The sequence below is a fragment of the Dactylosporangium sp. NPDC051087 genome, from assembly GCF_055586325.1.
In genome coordinates this window covers 33,159-52,756 of record NZ_JBVJIJ010000010.1, presented here as the reverse complement: position 1 = coordinate 52,756, position 19,598 = coordinate 33,159, and the positions used below count along the sequence as shown (strand labels likewise).

The window sequence follows — 19,598 nt, the reverse complement described above, 5'->3', positions numbered from 1 at the left end:
GCGGCAGTTCTTCCATGTGCAACTCTTCTGCAATGGGTCAACCGGAACCGCTCATCATGCAGATCTACTGCCGCCTGGAGGTCGCGGTCAACGACCCCGACGTGATCGCCAAGCTGGCCGGACAGCAGCTCCGCGAGGCCGATATCGACTGGTCACGCAAGGATGAGAATCTTGAGGAAGCGATCCATCAGCTCGAATCAGACCTGCAAGAGGCATTGGCCTGCGTCGTTGAACAGCAGCGTATGACCGAGCATCTTCCCGGGGTCGAGCCACGCGGCGGGCTGGTGTTCACCACGATCGGCGCCCCGGACGACCGCTTCCGTCCGGGTTTCACCGACTTCCTGTGAGCCGGCCCCGGAAAGGGGGCGGACCTCAGAACGGCTAGGGGGCGATCGTGTCGCGGACCGTGATCCACCGCAGGTCGGTGCAGGCGTCCGCGTTCGGTCCGCCCCCGCCCGTGCTCCGTTGCCGGAGTCGCGGACCCCGCCGGACGGCGCGACCGCCTCGTCGTTGACGGTCTGGTCGTTGACGTGCACGATCCCGCCGGGATCCGCTCGGCGAGCGCGAGGCCCCGCGGCGGGTCGCCGGTGAGGATGCCGAGCGACCGCCCGGACGGCGAGGATCAGCGGGAAGTTGAACGGGGCGATGACGCCGACGACCCCGACCGGCGACCGCCGGGCGAGGCTCAGCCGGGGCAGGGCGCTGAGCGCGACGCCGCCGGGCGGCCGGACGCGAGCGCGGCGGCCTCGTGGCGCTCCTGGGCGGCGGCGTGCGTCTCGACCGCGGGCACCGAGCCGGCCTCCCGGACCAGCCATTCGTGCACGCCGGCCGCGCGGGTCCCGAACAGCGCGCGCCGCGGCCGGGTGGGACCTGGCCGTCGCGCCGGTGCCGGCGCGCACCCCGCCGCCGACCCGCCACGAGCTCGCCACCCAGCGCGCGCTGCCGCAAACGACGACATCACCGCAGGCCACGCCGATAGAGTCGACACCAGACCAGTGACCGGAGGCGGCCATGAGACCCAGCGCTTCCAGCCTGTTCGACGGCGTCCTGGCCCGTGGCGAGGTCGCCGCCGCCGTCGGCGACGACGCGTGGCTGACCGCGATGCTCCAGGTCGAGGCGGCGCTCGCGCAGGTGCAGGCGTTCAGCGGGCTGATCCCGCAGGCGCACGCCGACACGATCGCCGGCTGCGCCAAGCCCGAGCGCTTCGCCGCCGCCGATCTCGGCGCCCGCGCCGCCGCCAGCGGCAACCCCGTCGTGCCGCTCGTGGAGACGCTGCGCGCCCTCGCCGCGGACGCCGGGCCGTCCGTGCACCTCGGCGCCACCAGCCAGGACATCCTCGACACCGCCGGGATGCTGGTCGCGTCGCAGGCGCTGCGGCCGCTGCTGCGCGACCTCGCCGGCTGCGCCGAGCAGGCCGCCCGGCTGGCCCGCGAGCACCGCGACACCCGCATGATCGGCCGCACGCTGCTGCGCCAGGCGGTGCCGACCACGTTCGGGCTGAAGGCCGCCGGCTGGCTCGGCGGGCTCGACGCGGCCCGCCGGCGCCTGGAGCAGGTGCGGCGGGAGCGCCTCGCGGTGCAGTTCGGCGGCGCCGCGGGGACCCTCGCCCCGTTCGGCGAGGACGGCCCCGACGTCGTCGAGGGCCTCGCCACCCTGCTCGGTCTCGCCGAGCCGGTCCTGCCCTGGCACACGGAGCGTACCCGCGTCGCCGACCTCGCCGGGGCGCTCGGCTCCGCCGCCGGGGTCGTGGCGAAGATCGCCCGGGACCTGACGCTGCTGGCTCAGGACGAGGTCGACGAGGTCTCCGCCGCCGCTCCCGGCGGCTCGGCGGCGATGCCGCACAAGCGCGACCCCGTCGCCGCCGTCTGCGCCCTCGGCAGCGCCGCGTCCGCGCCGGGACTGGTCGCCAGCGTCCTCGCCGCGATGGCCCACGAGCACGAGCGCGCCGCCGGCGCCTGGCACGCGGAGTGGCGGCCCCTGCGCGAGCTGCTCGTCTGCACCGGCTCCGCCGCGTCGTGGCTGCGCGCCGCCCTGGAGCCGCTGCTCGTGCACCCCGACGTGATGCGTGCCAACCTGGCCCGCGCCACCGCCGCGGCAGGAGCGGCCGACGGATCCTTGGATGCCGCTGGTGTACTGGTCGACCGCGCACTCCAGGCTCACGCGAAAGGCCTCTGACGGAACCCGGTTCGGAGCGCGGGCTCTCCGTCATCCGGGCCTTCTCATGATCCTGAAGAGTCTGTGCGCCCATGGCTGCACGAAGTCTTCCGGATCATGGGGGGTCAGGGGCGGCCGAAGATCTTCGTCGCCCGCTCGGTGGTGGAGATCTCGTCGAGGCGGGCGGGGTCGGTGCACAGGATGATCGAGGCGCCCACCGACAGCGGGGCCAGGAGCCACTTCACCGGATGCTCGTGCTCGGCGGCGTCGACCACGACCCGGTCGCCGGCGCGCAGGTCCTGCCGGTCGGCCAGCTCACGGGCGATGCTGCCCCACTGCCCATACGTGGTGCCGTCGCCGCTCGCCGCCGACCCCGTGCGGACCAGGGCGGGCGCGGGGACGCCGGCCGGATAGGCGGCGACGGCCGTCTCGAAGTCGCGGTAGCCGAGCAGGTCGCGCGGATCGCCGGTGCCCGGGCCGAACACGAACCGGTGCGGGGCGTCCGGGATGTCCTCCAGCCACGAGCCGGCCCGCTCCCCCGCCACGAACACCACGTCGAACGGCACGCCCGCGTCCGGACCGGCGGCGGGCAGGCCCGCGGTCGCGGCCAGGTGGAACGACACCGTGACGCCGAGCGACCACGCGCCGAGCAGGGCGCCGGCGGTGCGCCAGTGCGGCGGGAGCAGGGCCGCGGCGCGGCTGCCGGAGCCGAGCCCGCAGTCGTGCAGCAGGCCGGCGGTCCGCGCCGCCAGGCCGCCGAGCTGCGCCGCGGTCAGCGCGGTGCGCCGGCCGGCCGGGTCGTAGTGGGTGAGCAGCGGCACGTCGAGCCCGTCGACGGCGGCGGGCCGCACCAGCTGCGGGGCGTCGGTCACCGCCCCCACGATAGCCGCCGCCGGGGTCACAGCATCCGCACGGACTCGGAGCGGGCGATCTCGGGCGCCGTGGGCGGCAGCGACTCGTACTTCTTCAGCAGCGCGTGCACGACGAAGACGTACGGGGTCTGCGAGATCAGGCCGGTGACCGTCGCCGTGACCCGGGTGCAGCCCTTGTCGGGCGGGACCGTCTGCCACGTCCAGCCCGGCTGCGGCCCGATGAGCAGCTCCTGCGACATCGCGGTCAGCTTGTACTCGACGATGTTGGGGTCGCCGATGTTCCACCAGCTGACGACGGCGGAGGCGGTGCCGGGGACGACCTCGGCGCCGTTGACGACGCCCTGCCGGACGACGCCGGTGCATTCGGTGGGGCTCATGCTCGGCGTGGGGTAGCTGCGGCTGACCTTGGGCAGCGGCGAGATCGACGCGATGGGGCCGCGGACCGGGGCGCCGGTGGTCATGCCGGCGGACGGGTCGACGGCGTCGCCCTTCGAGTAGACCGTCTTCTGCGGCAGGTCCAGGACCTTGCCGTCCTGCTTCTTCTTGGCGCCGCCGCCGGAGCCGAGGCCGGGCAGGACGCCGCAGCCCGTGACGCAGGCGAGCAGTGCCGAGGTCAGGACGAGCGCCGCACCGAGCCGCCGTTTCACTATCGGTACATCGGCGGCCCGGAGCGGGAGCTTAGGTCGCTTCGATCGTCCCGGTGCCGACCAGGACGAGCAGGAGGGTGCCGAGGCAGACCCGGTACACGATGAAGATCGTGTACGTGTGCCGCGCGACGAACTTCAGCAGCCACGCGACGGCCAGGTAGCCCACGATGCCGCTGACGAGGGTGGCGGTGATCGTCGCGGGCCAGCCGACGCCGGTGGCGATGTTGTCGTGCTCGTCGGCGATCTGCAGCACGCCGGCGGCGAGCAGGGCGGGGATGGACAGGAAGAACGACAGCCGGGTGACGGTGACCCGGTCGAAGTCGCGCAGCAGGCCCGCCGACATCGTCGCGCCGGAGCGGGAGACGCCGGGGATGAGGGCGAGCGCCTGGGCGGTGCCGATGATGAGCGTGTCCTTCCACGTCACGTCGGCCTCGTGGCGCTGCTGGGTGGCGGCGCGGTCGGCGAACCACATGACGCCGGAGAAGGCGATGAGGGCGCCGCCGACGAACCAGAGGCTGCGCAGGGTGGTCTCGATCTGGTCCTTGAAGAGCAGGCCGATGACCGCGACCGGGATCGAGCCGAGGATCACCGACCAGCCGAAGCGGTAGTCGGCGTTGTCCCGCCTGGTCTTGTCGAACAGGCCGCGGAAGAACGCGGGGACGATCCGGGCGATGTCGCGGCGCAGGTAGATCGCGGTGGCGAGGACGGCGCCGGTCTGGATGATCGCCGTGAACGCGGTGATGTCGGGGTCGTCGATCGAGTAGCCGAGGAGTTTCTCCAGGATGGTGAGGTGGCCGGTGCTGGAGATCGGCAGGAACTCGGTCAGGCCCTCGACGAAGCCGAGGAGGACCGCCTCGAAGATGTTCACAGGCGGCCGGCGATCGCTCGGGCGAGCCGGTCGGGAGCGCCGTCGGCGGTGGTCAGGAACAGCGACGGCTCGGTGAGCTCGACCTCGATGACGACGGGATCGCCGGACGGGGTCGGCAGCAGGTCGACGCGGGCATAGAGCAGGCCGGACCGGTCGAACGGCAGCGCCGTCAGGACCCGTTCGGCGAGGGCGTGCTCGGCCGGCGACGGCGTTCGCGGTGTGATGGATTCCTCCTGGTAGAGCGTGTCGACGCCCACGTCGGGGCCGGTGAGGATCGGGCCTTTGCGGATCGCGTGGCTGAACTGGCCGGCGACGAACAGCAGCGCGGTCTCCCCCGCGGTGTCGACGTCGGCGAGGTACGGCTGGACCATGACCGTGCGTCCGGCCTCCTGCAGGCGCCGGACGTGCGCGACGGCGAGGTCCGTCTGCTCGGGGAGCCGGTAGCGGCCGGTGTCGACGCTGCCGACGCTCACGGCCGGCTTGACCACGATCTCTTCGCCGGTGCCGAACTCCACGGCGTCCCCGGGGTCGATCCAGGTGGTGGGGACGATCGGGATGCCGGCTTCCTCGAGCTCGCGCAGGTAGCGCTTGTCGGTGTTCCAGGCGATGACGTCGGGGGCGTTGGCGAGGTGCGGCACGGAGCCCGCCCAGGCGGTGAACTCGGCGCGGCGCTTCGGGTAGTCCCAGGTGTTGCGCACGACGGCGAGGTCGAACGCCGCCCAGTCCACGTCCGCGTCGTCCCAGACGGCGGGGACGGCGGTCACGCCGACCGCGGCGAGCGCCGGGATGAGGCTCTGGTCGTCGGCGTCGAGGTCTGGCAGTTCGGCGCAGGTAACGAGAGCGACCCGGGCGCGGGCCCGGGTCGCGGAATATGACTGTTCGGTGATCACTCAGCGAAGATAGGCGACCCTAGCGGGACAGGACACGCCGCCCCATGGAGCGCCAGAGGTCGTTGCTGGGCCGCATCTGCTCGAGCAGCTCGCGCTCCCAGGCGTTCTCGATCTTGACTCCGGCCTGCGCGCAGGCGGAACGCGCGATGTCGGTGCCCTCGGCCATCTGGTCGCCCCAGACGCCGTCCTCCCCGACGAGCACGATGCGAGCACCGCGCCGGCCGACGTACTCGATGACTGCCTTGGCGCCGCCGTGGTCGTCCGCGAAGGACTTGATGCCGGAGATCAGGCTGCCCGGCACCGGGCGGCTCAGGGTCATCGTCGTATCGGAACCATCTGCCATGACGGCCACACTAAAGGGGGCGCCCGCCACTTGTGGTTGAACTGCGGTACTGATGTGATCGTAGTTACTGACAGGTTTCGTTCATGGCACGTTCGCTTTGCCCTGACAGAACCGGTTAAAAGCGGATATTCAGGTCCTCGTTTTGGCGACTGAACGAGAGACATGCATCACGTCACGTAGAGCGGCGCGAGGTGTGCCAAAAATTCGGGCGTTTCCGGGGTAAGTCCGCGCTTAGCTCGACAATTGACTGCGGTGTCCCCGGCAACAATGCGGCGCGGGGTGCAACGAAATCACTGGATGAAGACGTCTACCCCGACCGCCACGCACAGCAGCGTCAGGTAGGTCACCGACCAGTGGAACAGCCGCATCGGCTTGAGCGGCTCGCCCCGGCGCGCCCGGCCGTCCAGCCGGTGGGCCTCCACCAGCAGCAACGCGCCCACGACGACGGCGACGACCCCATACAGGGGGGTCATGCCGAACGGCCACAGCGCGATCGAGGCGGCGACCGTCAGCCAGCTGTAGACGACGGTCTCCAGGCCGACCCGGCGCATGCTCGCCACGACGGGCAGCATCGGGATGCCGGCGCGGGCGTAGTCGTCCTTGAACTTGATGGCGAGGGCGTAGAAGTGCGGCGGCTGCCACAGGAACACCACGGCGAACATGACCCATGCCGGCCAGGCGAGCGAGCCGGTGACCGCGGCCCAGCCGATCAGCACCGGCGCCGCGCCGCACGCGCCGCCCCACACCGTGTTCTGCGGCGTCGTGCGCTTCAGCCACAGCGTGTAGACGAGGTCGTAGTAGGCGATCGCGCCGACGGTCAGCAGCGTGGCGAGCAGGTTGGTGAACACGGCCATCAGCATCGTGGACAGCGCCGCCAGGATCAGCCCGAAGACGAGCACGGCCCGTGGCGTGATGCTGTGCGTGGCGAGCGGGCGGCGTGACGTCCGCTTCATCAGCGGGTCGATGTCACGGTCGATGTAGCAGTTGAGCGCGTTGGCCGCGCCGGCCGCGAGCGAGCCGCCGACGAGCACCACGGCCATCAGCCACAGCGAGGGCACGCCACGGTCGGCGAGGAGCATCGCGGGGACGGTCGTGATGAGCAGCAGCTCGACGATCCGCGGCTTGGTCAGCGAGACATAGGCCTTGACGACGGCGCCGAAGCCAGCCCTGCGGCTCGCTGCCTGCTGCTGCTGTGCCCGGGCCAATGCCGCTGCCGTCGTGGGGCGGACCGGCTCGGACGCGCCCTGGGAGACCGCACGGTCGACGAGCTGCGTCACGTCTGGATAGCCACCTTCCGGCATCGGCCGCACCCGGGGTCCGCCTGCCGCAGAGGCCCGGCCGGAGGACGGCACGGAACTGGCACGGTGGCACCGAGGGTCCGCCGAGACCGGCGGGCTCTCGCATCCTAGAACAGGATCAACGCAGGCCAGACCGGGACCCCACCACCTCCCCCGGCACATCGGCGCGCGCCTTCGTCCGGGGGCGCCGCCGGTGCCGCGCCAGCAAAAGTTTCGCGCAGGGCTGAATCGATACAGGTTTACCGCCGGGAGCGGGCATCGTCGCAGTCGCGCGGCGGTCGGGCGCGCGGCGGGCATCGACTACCGTTGCCGCAGGCAGTGTCGCCGATGTCCGAAACATGGTCGACTGCGCGTGGGGCTACCCGTTCGTGGGTAGGGTCGATCTGAACAGCCCTGCTATCCCTCGTTCGACAGGAGCAGCACAGCCGTGAGCGCTGAAGAGGTCAAGGGTCCCGAGCTTTCCTGGTCCGACATCGACCGCCGGGCGGTCGACACGGTGCGGGTCCTCGCCATGGACGCCGTCGAGAAGGCCGGCAACGGCCATCCCGGCACCGCGATGAGCCTGGCGCCCGCGGCATACATGCTGTTCCAGAAGGTCATGAAGCACGACCCGACCGACCCCAACTGGCTCGGCCGCGACCGCTTCGTGCTCTCCTGTGGACACTCGAGCCTGACTCTATACATCCAGCTGTATCTCTCGGGCTATGGCCTGAGCCTCGACGACCTCAGGTCGCTGCGGCAGTGGGGCTCGCTGACCCCCGGCCACCCCGAGCACGGCCACACCGCCGGCGTGGAGACCACCACCGGCCCGCTCGGCCAGGGCCTCGGCAACGCCGTCGGCATGGCGATGGCGGCCCGCCGCGAGCGCGGTCTCTTCGACCCCGAGCCGGCGACCGGTGAGAGCCTGTTCGACCACCATGTCTATGTGCTGTGCTCCGACGGCGACATCGAAGAGGGCATCAGCCACGAGGCCAGCGCGATCGCCGGCCACCAGAAGCTCGGCAACCTCGTCGTCATCTACGACGACAACGAGATCTCGATCGAGGACGACACCAAGGTCGCCAAGAGCGAGGACGTCGCCGCCCGCTACGAGGCGTATGGCTTCCACGTGCAGACGGTCGACTGGCGCGCCGGGCACGACGCCGGCGACGGCGTCTACACCGAGGACGTCGAGGCGCTGTGGGCCGCGCTCCAGGCCGCGAAGGCCGAGACGAGCCGCCCGTCGTTCATCGCGCTGCGCACGATCATCGGCTGGCCCGCCCCGAAGAAGCAGAACACCGGCAAGATCCACGGCTCGGCGCTCGGCGCCGACGAGATCACCGCCACCAAGCAGGTCCTGGGCTTCGACCCGGCGCTGACCTTCGAGGTGTCCGACGACGTCCTCACGCACTCCCGCGGCGCCATCGAGCGCGGCCGCGACCTGCACGCCAGGTGGGACAAGGAGTTCGAGGCGTGGCGCGCCGGCGCCGGTGACCGCGCCGCGCTGCTCGACCGGCTCCTCGCCGGCCGCCTGCCCGAGGGCTGGGCGAAGGCGCTGCCGGAGTTCCCCGCGAACGAGAAGGGCATCGCGACCCGCAAGGCGTCCGGCGACGTCCTCGGCGCGCTCGCCCCGGTGCTGCCCGAGCTGTGGGGCGGCTCCGCCGACCTGGCCGAGAGCAACAACACCACGATGGAGGGCGAGCCCTCGTTCCTGCCGGCCGAGTTCGCCACGAAGGCGTTCCCCGGCAACGAGTATGGCCGCACGCTGCACTTCGGCATCCGCGAGCACGGCATGGGCGCGATCCTCAACGGCATCAAGCTGCACGGCCCGACCCGGCCCTACGGCGGCACGTTCCTCGTCTTCTCCGACTACATGCGGCCCGCGGTGCGTCTCGCGGCCCTCATGAAGCTGCCGGTCGTCTACGTGTGGACGCACGACTCGATCGGTCTCGGCGAGGACGGCCCGACGCACCAGCCGGTCGAGCACCTCACCGCGCTGCGCGCGATCCCCGGCCTGTCCGTGGTCCGCCCCGCCGACGCCAACGAGACCGCGTGGGCCTGGCGCCGCGCCCTGGAGGTCACCGACCACCCGGTCGCCCTGGCGCTGAGCCGGCAGAACCTGCCGACCCTGGACCGCACCGAGTATGCGTCCGCGGAGGGCACCGCCAAGGGCGGCTATGTCCTCAAGGACGCCTCCGACGGCCAGCCGCAGGTCATCATCGTGGCCACCGGCTCCGAGGTGCAGCTCGCGGTCGCCGCGCAGAAGCGGCTCGAGGAGGAGGGCACCCCGACCCGCGTCGTGTCGATGCCCTGCCAGGAGTGGTTCATGGAGCAGGACCTGGCCTACCGCCAGCAGGTCCTCCCGACCGGCGTCAAGGCCCGGGTCACCGTCGAGGCCGGCATCGCCATGTCGTGGCAGCACATCCTCGGCGACCACGGCGTGGCCGTCAGCATCGAGCACTACGGCGCGAGCGCCCCCCACACGGTGCTGTTCGAGCAGTTCGGCTTCACCCCCGACAAGGTCGTCGCGGCGGCGCACGCCTCGCTCGCCAAGGTCGGCGAGATCACCGGCACCACCACCGGCAACTGAGTCTCTATTCCCTGAGGAGCATTGCGATGAGTTCCGATCGGCTGGCCGAGCTCTCCGCCGCTGGTGTGGCGGTCTGGCTCGACGACCTCTCCCGCGCACGGCTGAGCGGCGGCGGCCTCGACAAGCTGCGCCGTGAGCAGCACGTCGTGGGCGTCACCACCAACCCCACCATTTTCGCCAAGGCGCTGACCTCGGCCGAGGACTACGCCGGCGCGGTCAAGGACCTCGCCCTGCGCGACGCGCAGGTCAACGAGGCGATGCGCGCGCTCATGACCTATGACGTGCGCTGGGCCTGCGACGTCATGAAACCCGCCGCCGACGCCAGCAAGGGCATCGACGGCCGGGTGTCCATCGAGGTCGACCCGGGCCTCGCCGCCGACACCGCACGCACCGTCGCCGAGGCGAAGGCGCTGTGGTGGCTGGTCGACCGCGACAACCTGTTCATCAAGATCCCCGCGACCAAGGAAGGCCTGCCGGCGATCACCGCCGTGCTCGCCGAGGGCATCAGCGTCAACGTGACGCTGATCTTCTCCCTGGAGCGCTACGAGGCCGTCATGAACGCGTTCTTCACCGGCCTGGAGCAGGCGAAGGCCAACGGCCACGACCTGTCGAAGATCGGGTCGGTCGCGTCGTTCTTCGTGTCGCGCGTCGACACCGAATACGACAAGCGCCTCGACAAGATCGGCACCGAGGAGGCGAAGGCGCTCAAGGGCAAGGCCGCGATCGCCAACGCCAAGCTCGCGTACAAGAAGTACGAGGAGCTGTTCTCCTCCGAGCGCTGGCAGGCCCTCGCCGACGCGGGCGCCCAGCCGCAGCGGCCGCTGTGGGCGTCCACCTCGACGAAGAACCCCGAGTACCGCGACGTGATCTACGTCGAGGAGCTCGTCGCCCCCGGCACCGTCAACACGATGCCCGAGGCGGTCATCCACGCGTTCGCCGACCACGGCGAGGTCCGCCTCGACGCGATCACCGGCTCCTACGCGGAGGCGCAGCAGGTCATGGACGCCCTCGCCGCCGCCGGCATCGACTACGACGACGTCGTGCAGGTGCTGGAGCGCGAAGGCGTCGAGAAGTTCAGCGTCAGCGGCAACGAGATGATCGAGACCGTGCGGTCGGCCCTCGAAGCCGCCAAGTAGGCCTCGCGTTTTCAGTAGGCTGAAGGCCTGCTGGTCATCTGTGGAGGGTGCGGGTGCCTGATCTTCTCGACGACGTCACCGCGGCGGCCGGACTCACGGTGTTCGGCGCCGCGGCCGTCGCCGGTGCGATCTCCGCCCGCACCCCTTCCACTCCCCTGCCCGGACCTCCGGACTGGTCCCCCGACTACGACGTGGTGCCCAGGGTCACGATGCTCCGCACGGAGCTGCGGGCCCTCGGGCTCGACCGGGTCGTGCTCGCCGGTGACAGCGTCACGGCCCGCGCCGCCGACGCGATCGCCCGCACGCTCGGCGTGCCGCTGACCGTCCTGAACGGCACCGACCCGCACAGCATCGCCGCCGCCGTCGGCGACCGGCTGCAGCGCACCGTGGTCGTGCTGACCTCCTCGTCGCCGACGTCGGTGCCGCTGGCCGTCGACAGCCACCGCCGGGCGTTCCTGCAGGCGTTCGAGGACCACGGGATCCACGACCTCGGGCGCCGCTTCGTCTTCGTCACCCGGCCCGGTTCGCCACTGGCGACGACGGCGCTGGAGATGGGCGCGCAGCTGTTCCTCGCGCAGCCCGTGCCGCTGTCGGCCTATTCGCTGGTGCCGGCCGGGCTCGCCGGAGCGGACGTCAACGAGCTGGTGGAGCAGGCGTTCGCCCTGGCCGCCCCGCCGCGGCACACGTCGGCGGCCGGCTTCTCGCTGCCGTCGCAGAGCGCCGCCCCCACCGGCTTCCCGGCGGTCGCCGCCGCGGCTGCCGGCTCTCCTACTGCTGCTTCCGCTTCCTCCACTTCCGCTGCGTCCTCCACTTCCGCTGTTTCCTCCGCTTCCGCTGTTTCCTCCGCCGGGTCCTCGGCGCGGTTCGCGCATCCTGCCGTCGCGCTCGGCGCGGCGCTCGCCGCCGCCGTGGCCGCCGGGCGGGACAAGATCGCGCTGGCGCCCGACGGCAGCGGGATCGTCGGGATCGGCGAATGGGTCGCGGCCCTGCTCGCCACGGGCGGGTCCCGGGCGGTGCCGGTCGTCCTCGAGACGCCGAGCAGCTGGGGGCACGAAGGACCCGACGTGCTCAGCGTGACCACCGGCGGCGCGCTGGTCCCCGGGATCATGCCCGGTGGCGGCATCGCGCCCGACCTCGCCGTCAACGGACCGCTCGGCGCGCAGCTGCTCGCCTGGGAGCAGGCACTCACCATCGCCGGCCTCATCGGCAACGGACAACCCGCCACCGGGCCCTCCGGCGGCGCCGCCGGCTTCGGATCCGCCGACCTCCCCGTCAACGGCGCGGGACAGGGCGACCCGTCGTCGCAGGAAGGCGTGCTGCGGGTCCTCGACACCGGGTTGCCGCCGCAGGCGCCCGCGTTCGTCGACGGCGCCGTCGAGGTGCACGGGGCCGTCACGGCGACGACGCTCATCGGGGCGATCGACGAGTTCGCGCGGGCGGTCCCGCCGGGTGGGGCGATCGTCGTCCAGGCGCACCTCGACCGGACCGCCGACGCCGCTGCCCTCGGCGTGCGGACCGGGCTTGCCGGACGGGTCGACCGGGCCGTGAGCTTCGCCTGGGGCGGTGGACCGGTCCAGGCCGTTACGGGCGTCGGAGGCGCCGGCGGTACACCTGAATCCTCCGCAATCCAGATCACCGGCGCGGTCTTCGGGGACCTCGGCGTCCCCGGGCGACCGTATACGTTCGGCGAGCTGCAGGCCGCCGAAGCCGCCGACGATCGGCAGGTCCTGACCGACCAGGGCCGGCCACTGCTGCGACTGCATCTGACCGACCGGAATTCCGGTATCGACCAATTGTTGGCCGCCCTCGGAGGGTGAGTGTGATGACCAATCCCTTGCGGGACCCGCAGGACCGGCGACTGCCTCGGATTCCCGAGCCGTGCGCGCTGGTCATCTTCGGTGTCACCGGTGACCTGGCCCGCAAGAAACTCATCCCGGCGGTCTACGACCTGGCCAACCGGGGACTGCTGCCGCCGAGCTTCGCGGTGCTCGGCTTCGCCCGGCGCGACTGGGGCGACGGCGACTTCGAGGATCTTGCCCGCAAGGCCGCCCAGAACGGCGCGCGGACCACGTGGCGGGAGGAGGTGTGGTCGCGCCTGGCGGGCAACATCAAGTTCGTGCCCGGGTCGTTCGAGGACGACGCCGCGTTCGACCACCTCGCGCAGACCCTCGACGACCTGCACGACGAGGGCGGCATCCCGGGCAACGCGGCGTTCTACCTGTCGATCCCGCCGTCGGCGTTCCCGGTCGTGCTCAAGCAGCTCGAGCGCACCGGCATGTCCGACAACGCGAAGTCCGGCGGCTGGCGCCGCGTCGTGGTCGAGAAGCCGTTCGGCTACGACCTGGCCTCCGCCCGGCAGCTCAACGACCTCGTCGACGACGCGTTCACCGCGCAGGACGTGTTCCGCATCGACCACTACCTGGGCAAGGAGACGGTCCAGAACATCCTGGCGCTGCGCTTCGCGAACAACCTGTTCGAGCCGGTGTGGAACTCCAACTACGTCGACTCGGTGCAGATCACGATGGCCGAGGACGTCGGCATCGGCACCCGCGCCGGGTTCTACGACACCGTCGGCACCGCCCGCGACGTCGTGCAGAACCATCTGATGCAGCTCCTCGCGCTGGTCGCGATGGAGGAGCCGACCGCGTTCGACGCGACCGCGATCCGCACCGAGAAGCTCAAAGTGCTCAACGCGATCACCGTGCCGACCGACGTGTTCACCAACACGGTCCGCGGGCAGTACCTGACCGGCTGGGTCGCGGGCGAGCGCGTCGCCGGCTACCTGGAGGAGAAGGACGTCCCCGCGGAGTCCAAGACGGAGACGTACGTGGCGATCCGCCTCGGCGTGCAGAACCGCCGCTGGGCCGGGGTGCCGTTCTACGTCCGCGCCGGCAAGCGCATGCCGCGCCGGGTCACCGAGCTCGCCATCTCGTTCAAGAAGGCGCCGCACCTGCCGTTCCACCAGACGGACGTGGAGATGCTGGGCCACAACCAGCTGGTCATCCGCGTCCAGCCCGACGAGGGCGTGATGCTGAAGTTCGGCTCGAAGGTGCCCGGCACGACGATGGAGGTCCGCGACATCGCGATGGACTTCCAGTACGGCGAGGCGTTCACCGACGCCAGCCCCGAGGCGTACGAGCGGCTCATCCTCGACGTCCTCGTCGGCGACAAGACCCTGTTCCCCGACTCGGCCGAGGTCGAGGCGAGCTGGAACGTCATCGACCCCCTGGAGGAGGCGTGGGCGGGTTCGACGCCCGAGCCGTACCGCGCGGGCGAATGGGGCCCGCGAGCAGCTGACGAGATGCTGGCCCGCGAGGGCCGCGCCTGGCGCCGGGCTTAGGAGTCTTTTCATGATCGGACTTTGGGACACCACAGGCATCGAGGTCGTCAAGGCTCTGGCCAACGAGCGTCGCAGCGCCGGCGGCCTGACCAGCGGCCTCGCCCTCACCCTCGTCGCCGTCGTCGACGAGCGGCAGGTCCGGGAGGCGGAGGCGGCCGCGACGATCGCCGCGTCCGCGCACCCGTGCCGGCTGCTCATCATCGTGCGCGCCGACGTCACCCAGCAGCGGTCCCGCCTCGACGCGGAGATCGTCGTCGGTGGCCGCCTCGGGCCGTGCGAGGCCGTCGTCATGCGCATGCAGGGCCGCCTCGCCCTGCACGCCGAGTCGGTCGTCATGCCGCTGCTCGCCCCGGACGTGCCGGTGGTGACGTGGTGGCAGTGCGACCCGCCGGAGCGGATCGCCTACGACCCGCTCGGCGTCGTCGCGGACCGCCGCATCACCGACAGCTCCCAGGCCGCGGACCCCGTCGGCAACCTGCGCACCCGCGCCGACGACTACGTGCCCGGCGACACCGACCTGGCCTGGTCGCGGATCACCCCGTGGCGCACGCTCCTCGCGGGCGCGTTCGACGCCACCACCGTCGGCGTCAAGACCGTCGAGATCGTCGCCCCCGACACCGACCCGACCGGCCCGCTGCTCGGCGGCTGGCTCGAGGCCCGGCTCGGCGTGCACCCGACCCGCCGCAGCGGCACCGGCAAGATCATGGAAGCGGTCAACCTGGAGCTCGCCGACGGCAGCACCATGAGCCTCAACCGCGACCTGAACGCCGGCATCGCCACCCTGCGGCGCACCGGCCAGCCCGACCGGATCCTGCCGCTGAGCCGCCGGCCGCTCGGCGAGGAGCTCGCCGAGGAGCTGCGCCGCCTCGACCCGGACCAGCCGTACGCGGCGGCCCTGGCCGCGGCCACCGGCAAGCGCAGCCTGGACGAGCGGGTCGCGCCGCGGGTGCACATCTGGAAGGACCCGGCGCTCGCCGAGCGCCCGGAAGCCTCCTCCCCCACTCTGGAGACCGTCTCTTCATGACCGTCGTCGTGCACGGTGACCCGAAACTGCTCGCCGAGGCGACCGCCGCCCGCCTGATCGTCCGGCTCACGGACGCGCAGGCGGAGCGGGGCGCCGCCGCGCTCGTCCTCACCGGCGGGCGCATCGCCGCGCAGATCTACGCCGCGGTCCACACCAACCCGGCCCGCGACGCCGTCGACTGGTCACGGGTCGACTTCTGGTGGGGCGACGAGCGTTTCCTGCCGTCCGGCGACCCCGACCGCAACGAGACCCAGGCCCGCGAGGCCTTCCTGTCGGCCCTGCCCGTCGACCCGGCCTGCGTCCACCCGATGCCCGCCGCCGACGGCACGGACCCTGCGGCGGCCGCCGCCGCGTACGAGCGCGAGATCGCCGGGACCCAGTTCGACCTGGTGCTGCTCGGCGTCGGCGAGGACGGGCACGTCGCGTCGGTCTTCCCCGGCCACCCGGTCGGCGACGACCCGCGCCCGGTGGCGGACGTGCACAACAGCCCGAAACCCCCACCGGTGCGCATCACCCTGACCCTGCCGACCCTCAACACGGCCGCCGAGGTCTGGCTGCTCGCGTCCGGCGCCGGCAAGGCGGACGCGGTCCGGGACGCCTTCGCGGCCGGGTCGTCGCTGCCTGCGGCACGGGTGCACGGCCGGGACCGCACACTGTGGCTCGTCGACACCGACGCCGCCCAGTCCCTGCGCTCGTAGCCGTTTCGCCGCTGTACTCCACCCGCCGCGCCCGCCCGGACGGTTGTCTCGGGCGGGTCGGCTCGGACGGGTCGGCCCGGCTCGTCCGGACGGCTCAGACGGCTCGGGCGGCTCTCACTCGGCCCGGGTCGCTCGGCCCGGGTCGCTCGGGCGGCTCTCGCTCGGTTCGGGTCGCTCGGTTCGGGTCGCTCGGTTCGGGTCGCTCGGTTCGGGTCGCTCGGTTCGGGTCGCTCGGTTCGGGTCGCTCGGTTCGGACGGCTTCCGCTCGGTTCGGGTCGCTCGGCCGGGTGGTGAAAGCGGAAGCGCAAGGTGAGCAGGAGCGGGCCACCAGCGACCGAGAGCGCCCCGCCAGTCGTGCTGCGGACGGTGGACGCGCCGGTCATCGGCCAGGCACGCCGCTGGTCCGGGCGGTGCCGCACCCAGCGCCTACGGCACCGGCGGGTTCGCGGACGGGCTGATGCCGTTCGGGGACGTTCGCACGGTCTTGACGGTCTCCGGTGACCTTCAACGACAGCGTCACCTCCGGGCGGGCTGCCGTCTGACGCGCCGAGCACGACGACAGCGCGCACGACGACGGTCATCGCGGGGCGGGGCCCCACCTCACTCGAGCCGTCGCCCGACGGACCCGGCACGACGAAAGTTACGCGCGCCGACGGTCATCACAGCGCCCAGACCCATGTCCGGGCTCTCGTCCGACGGGCCGCGCACGACGACAGCACCCACGCCGACAGTCGCTCGCGGGCCGCCCGACACACAGCGAAGGAACCCGCCGGGCCGGCATCCGCGACGTCCGCAACCAGGGCGTCCTCATGCGCGGCGGCAACGCCACCGCCGCCGTGGCGCACCCGGGCGACGACGACAACGGCGCCTGGGTGAGGCGGTCGGCCGCGAACAGCCCGCTGCCCTCGCGAACAGCCACGAAACAGGACAACCCGGGCGCCCACCACCGCCCAGCGCCGCGGGAAGCGGCACCGGGGCCGGGCGGGTCGCTGGTGCAGAGACGAAACAGAATGCCGGGTGGGTCAGCCGCGGCGCTGGCGGAGGCGGGCCAAGGCCTCGGCCAGGATGGCCTCGCCGTCCTCTTCGGTGCGGCGTTCCTTCACGTAGGCCAGGTGGGTCTTGTACGGCTCGGTGCGCGGGCGCTCCGGCGGGGCCTGCTCGTCCTGACCCGCCGGGAGGCCGCACCGCGGGCAGTCCCACGTGGCCGGGGGCGTGATCTCGGCGGCGAAGGCGGGCTCGGTCATGTGCCCGTTGGCGCACCAGTAGGTGATGCTGCGGCGGGGGGCCTGTTCACCGCGCTCGGACCAGCGCATGGGTCCGGAACCGACCCGGGTCCCGCGGATGGCGTTACCAGCTGCCACGGCTGCTCGCTCCTGTTCGTCGGGGGGTGCGACGTCGTGCGGAGGCAGGAGTGTGGGCGAAACACCTGCGAAAAGCACCTGCTAAAAACACCTGCGCGCGGCCCGCCGAACGGACCGCGCGCATGAGTCTAGGACCCGGAGCGTGCTCAGGCACCACCGTTTTCGACAATTTTCAGCCAGAGGCCAAGACCAACGATGCAGGCGAACCAGATGATGCCGACCAGCAGCGTGTAGCGGTCGAGGTTCTTCTCGGCGACCGACGAGCCGGCGAGGCTGGACGAGACGCCGCCGCCGAACATGCTCGACAGGCCACCGCCCTTGCCGCGGTGCAGCAGCACGAGCATGGTGAGCAGCACGCTCGTGATGAGGAGCAGCACGATCAGGGTGTAGGCGAACGCCGTCATGGCGCGGTCGTCCTCTCGATGGGCGGTCAAGTCTGCAAAACAGACGCCAGCTTACTGGACCGGGCTCGTCAGGCGAGCCCCAGGGCACACAGGTCCGGCTGGCCGAACTGCGGGTGGATGAAGCCGCCCCTGACCTTGGTCCCGGACATCCGCAGCGCCTTCATGTAGATGATCGGGATGGCGACGGCCTTGCTCGCGATCTTCTCGTCCAGCTCGCCCCAGAGGAGGTACTGCCGCTCCGGTACCGACTCCTCCAACGCCGACGTGATGTCGTTGTTGATCTCAGGGTCGTTGAGGAGGGCGTAGTTCTGGTTGTTGGTCGCGTTCGCCTTCGTCGGGATGAGGCGGCCGTCGAAGAGCGGCGGGATGACGGCCGAGCCGTTGGCCCAGTCGGGGATCCAGCCGGCCCACAGCAGGTCGTTGGTGTTGGCGGGGTTGCCGATGACGTCGAAGTACGTCTCCGGGTCGATGCCGTTGACCTTGATCTGGATGCCGATCTGCTGGTACGTCTCGACCATGGTGGTGGCCAGGCGCCGGATGTCCTTCTGCTCCGGGATCGCCAGGGTCAGCGTCGTGGCGCACGGCTTGCCCTTGTTGCGCTGGTCGTCCATCAGCTTCGTCGCGACGTCGGGCTTGCCCTCGACGTTGGCGCTGCTGTCGTACAGGTCGAAGTCCTTGTGGGCCTTCAGCTGCGGGGCGATGATCGTGTTCGCGTAGTCGCCGAAGACCGAGCCGCCGAGCGCCGCGCGGAACTTGCGCTTGTTGAAGGCGAACACGAGGGCCCGCCGGCAGTCCAGCTCCGGGATGCGCTTGGTGTTGAGCGACAGGTACCGGATGCCGCCGTAGCTGCCCTGCACGGCCCTGGAGGACAGGGCGGCGTCGTTGACCACCTGCTGGACGAAGTTCGGCGCGACGTTCTTGTCCAGGTCGATGGTCTCGGCCCAGTCGCCCTCGCTCTGGATCAGGTTGGACGTGACGGTCGGCAGGTCGCCGTTCGCCTCGATGACGATCTTGTCCGGGTAGGCCTTGCGGACGCTGTCGGTCTTGCGGTCCCAGTACTGGTTGCGCACGTAGACGAGCTGCTGGTCGGTGTTCTCCTGCAGCTTGTACGGGCCGGAGGAGAACGGCTTCTTGTCGTACTCGGCCTTGGTGTCCTGCTTGGCGAGGACCGGCGCGAACACGGTCATCGCGACGGTGTAGCCGAAGTCGCCGACGGGCTGGGACAGCGTGAACTTGATGTTGCGGTTGTCGACGCACTGCACGGACTGCAGGCCCTTGCCGTTGTTGTTGCCGCCGACGAACGGCCCGGCGTAGTTGTCGGTGCCCGCGAGGTACGTCTTCGCGTACGGCTGGGCGACCGAGTACAGGCTGGAGAAGCTGCGCTCCACGCCGTACTTCACGTCGGCGCAGGTGATCGGGGAGCCGTCCTCCCAGCGGATGTCGTCCTTGAGCTGGAAGTCCCAGACGCGGTTGCCCTCGCTGGGCCGGCCGGCGTCGGTGGCGAGGTCACCGACGATCTCGCTGGCGGCCGCGCCGGGCTCGGAGCGGAACGTGGTGAGGGTCCGCGTGGTGAGGCGGCTGACGTTGGCCTCGGTGGCGGTCGCGATGCGCTGCGGGTCCAGGTGGGCCGGTTTGGCGCTGACGACGACGTGGAGGGTCCCGCCGGTCTTCGGCGGCTGCGGGCGGTTCTCGGCGCCCGCGTCGCTGCAGGCCGCCGCGCTCACGAGCAGGGACAGACCGGCCATGGACGCCACGATGTGCTGTCTGAGCATGCTCGATCCCCACTCGTCATGGTCGCACCCGTTCGTGGCGGGCGGGCCCTGGCATTGTTGTCCCGCTGACCCCGTGTCAGGGCGCGGACCAGGCCACTTTAGGCGTCGTTCATGCCGTGCGGAACAAGGGGTGGGATACAAAACAGCGTGGGGGGGGGGGGGGGGGGGGGGGGGGGGGAGGGGGGGGGGGGGGGGGGGGGGGTGGGGGTGGGAGGGGAGAAG

Annotated in this window: 18 protein-coding genes and 1 pseudogene; 8 read left to right on the top strand and 11 right to left on the bottom strand. The window is 71.5% G+C overall.

Annotated features, from left to right (window positions below):
• The first annotated feature begins 32 nt into the window (after positions 1–32).
• Positions 33–347 carry a hypothetical protein gene (locus tag ACZ6TV_RS20145; protein WP_465298982.1) on the top strand — a complete coding sequence of 105 codons (315 nt, stop codon included), beginning with the start codon at positions 33–35 and terminating at the stop codon, positions 345–347.
• Positions 348–641: 294 nt separating this feature from the next.
• Here ACZ6TV_RS20145 and ACZ6TV_RS20140 read toward each other — a convergent pair.
• A pseudogene (locus ACZ6TV_RS20140) lies at positions 642–689 on the bottom strand (hypothetical protein); the annotation flags it as partial.
• A complete protein-coding gene (locus ACZ6TV_RS20135) occupies positions 686–823 on the bottom strand; it encodes a hypothetical protein (protein WP_465298981.1) in 138 nt (45 codons plus the stop codon). The pseudogene ACZ6TV_RS20140 and the gene ACZ6TV_RS20135, both read right to left, overlap by 4 nt.
• Before the next feature lie 188 nt (positions 824–1,011).
• Here ACZ6TV_RS20135 and ACZ6TV_RS20130 point away from each other — a divergent pair, with 188 nt between their 5' ends.
• Positions 1,012–2,175, top strand: a complete 1,164-nt coding sequence (locus tag ACZ6TV_RS20130; RefSeq protein ID WP_465298721.1) for a lyase family protein — start codon at positions 1,012–1,014, stop codon at positions 2,173–2,175.
• 104 nt (positions 2,176–2,279) lie between these two features.
• On the opposite strand, the gene ACZ6TV_RS20125 is transcribed toward ACZ6TV_RS20130, so the two are convergent.
• The 6 genes from ACZ6TV_RS20125 to ACZ6TV_RS20100 all read right to left on the bottom strand — a co-directional run bounded on the left by ACZ6TV_RS20125 (position 2,280) and on the right by ACZ6TV_RS20100 (position 7,051).
• A complete protein-coding gene (locus ACZ6TV_RS20125) occupies positions 2,280–3,026 on the bottom strand; it encodes a TIGR03089 family protein (RefSeq protein ID WP_465298720.1) in 747 nt (248 codons plus the stop codon).
• 26 nt (positions 3,027–3,052) lie between these two features.
• A complete protein-coding gene (locus ACZ6TV_RS20120) occupies positions 3,053–3,673 on the bottom strand; it encodes a fibronectin type III domain-containing protein (RefSeq protein ID WP_465298719.1) in 621 nt (206 codons plus the stop codon).
• A gap of 31 nt (positions 3,674–3,704) precedes the next feature.
• The gene (locus tag ACZ6TV_RS20115; RefSeq protein ID WP_465298718.1) at positions 3,705–4,541 is read right to left on the bottom strand and encodes an undecaprenyl-diphosphate phosphatase; all 837 of its coding nucleotides are present in this window, start codon (positions 4,539–4,541) and stop codon (positions 3,705–3,707) included.
• A complete protein-coding gene (locus tag ACZ6TV_RS20110; RefSeq protein WP_465298717.1) occupies positions 4,538–5,431 on the bottom strand; it encodes an ATP-grasp domain-containing protein in 894 nt (297 codons plus the stop codon). The genes ACZ6TV_RS20115 and ACZ6TV_RS20110 overlap by 4 nt, the downstream gene beginning before the upstream one ends.
• A gap of 19 nt (positions 5,432–5,450) precedes the next feature.
• On the bottom strand, positions 5,451–5,774 hold the full coding sequence (locus tag ACZ6TV_RS20105; protein WP_344502999.1) for a hypothetical protein: 324 nt from the start codon (positions 5,772–5,774) through the stop codon (positions 5,451–5,453).
• A gap of 290 nt (positions 5,775–6,064) precedes the next feature.
• Entirely contained in the window at positions 6,065–7,051 is a 987-nt protein-coding gene (locus ACZ6TV_RS20100) for a heme o synthase (RefSeq protein WP_465298716.1), read from the bottom strand.
• 532 nt (positions 7,052–7,583) lie between these two features.
• Here ACZ6TV_RS20100 and tkt point away from each other — a divergent pair.
• Genes tkt through pgl form a run of 6 tightly spaced genes read left to right on the top strand, consistent with a single transcriptional unit; the run spans position 7,584 to position 15,839 of the window.
• The gene (gene tkt / locus ACZ6TV_RS20095; RefSeq protein WP_465298970.1) at positions 7,584–9,641 is read left to right on the top strand and encodes a transketolase; all 2,058 of its coding nucleotides are present in this window, start codon (positions 7,584–7,586) and stop codon (positions 9,639–9,641) included.
• A 26-nt stretch (positions 9,642–9,667) separates the two neighbouring features.
• Entirely contained in the window at positions 9,668–10,777 is a 1,110-nt protein-coding gene (tal, locus tag ACZ6TV_RS20090; RefSeq protein WP_465298715.1) for a transaldolase, read from the top strand.
• A 53-nt stretch (positions 10,778–10,830) separates the two neighbouring features.
• A complete protein-coding gene (locus ACZ6TV_RS20085) occupies positions 10,831–12,594 on the top strand; it encodes a glucose-6-phosphate isomerase (RefSeq protein ID WP_465298714.1) in 1,764 nt (587 codons plus the stop codon).
• Positions 12,595–12,599: 5 nt separating this feature from the next.
• On the top strand, positions 12,600–14,117 hold the full coding sequence (gene zwf / locus ACZ6TV_RS20080) for a glucose-6-phosphate dehydrogenase (RefSeq protein ID WP_465298713.1): 1,518 nt from the start codon (positions 12,600–12,602) through the stop codon (positions 14,115–14,117).
• Positions 14,118–14,127: 10 nt separating this feature from the next.
• Positions 14,128–15,141 (top strand): glucose-6-phosphate dehydrogenase assembly protein OpcA, encoded by a 1,014-nt coding sequence (locus ACZ6TV_RS20075; protein WP_465298712.1) that lies wholly within the window; start codon positions 14,128–14,130, stop codon positions 15,139–15,141.
• Positions 15,138–15,839, top strand: coding sequence for a 6-phosphogluconolactonase (pgl, locus tag ACZ6TV_RS20070; protein WP_465298711.1), 702 nt, complete (start codon positions 15,138–15,140; stop codon positions 15,837–15,839). Before ACZ6TV_RS20075 ends, pgl begins: the two co-directional genes overlap by 4 nt.
• Positions 15,840–16,861: 1,022 nt before the next feature.
• Here pgl and ACZ6TV_RS20065 read toward each other — a convergent pair.
• The 3 genes from ACZ6TV_RS20065 to ACZ6TV_RS20055 form a co-directional block, all read right to left on the bottom strand.
• Positions 16,862–17,200 (bottom strand): RNA polymerase-binding protein RbpA, encoded by a 339-nt coding sequence (locus tag ACZ6TV_RS20065; RefSeq protein ID WP_465298710.1) that lies wholly within the window; start codon positions 17,198–17,200, stop codon positions 16,862–16,864.
• 146 nt (positions 17,201–17,346) lie between these two features.
• Entirely contained in the window at positions 17,347–17,604 is a 258-nt protein-coding gene (gene secG, locus ACZ6TV_RS20060; protein ID WP_033359745.1) for a preprotein translocase subunit SecG, read from the bottom strand.
• Between the two features lie 68 nt (positions 17,605–17,672).
• A complete protein-coding gene (locus tag ACZ6TV_RS20055) occupies positions 17,673–19,376 on the bottom strand; it encodes an ABC transporter substrate-binding protein (RefSeq protein WP_465298709.1) in 1,704 nt (567 codons plus the stop codon).
• Positions 19,377–19,598 lie beyond the last annotated feature (222 nt).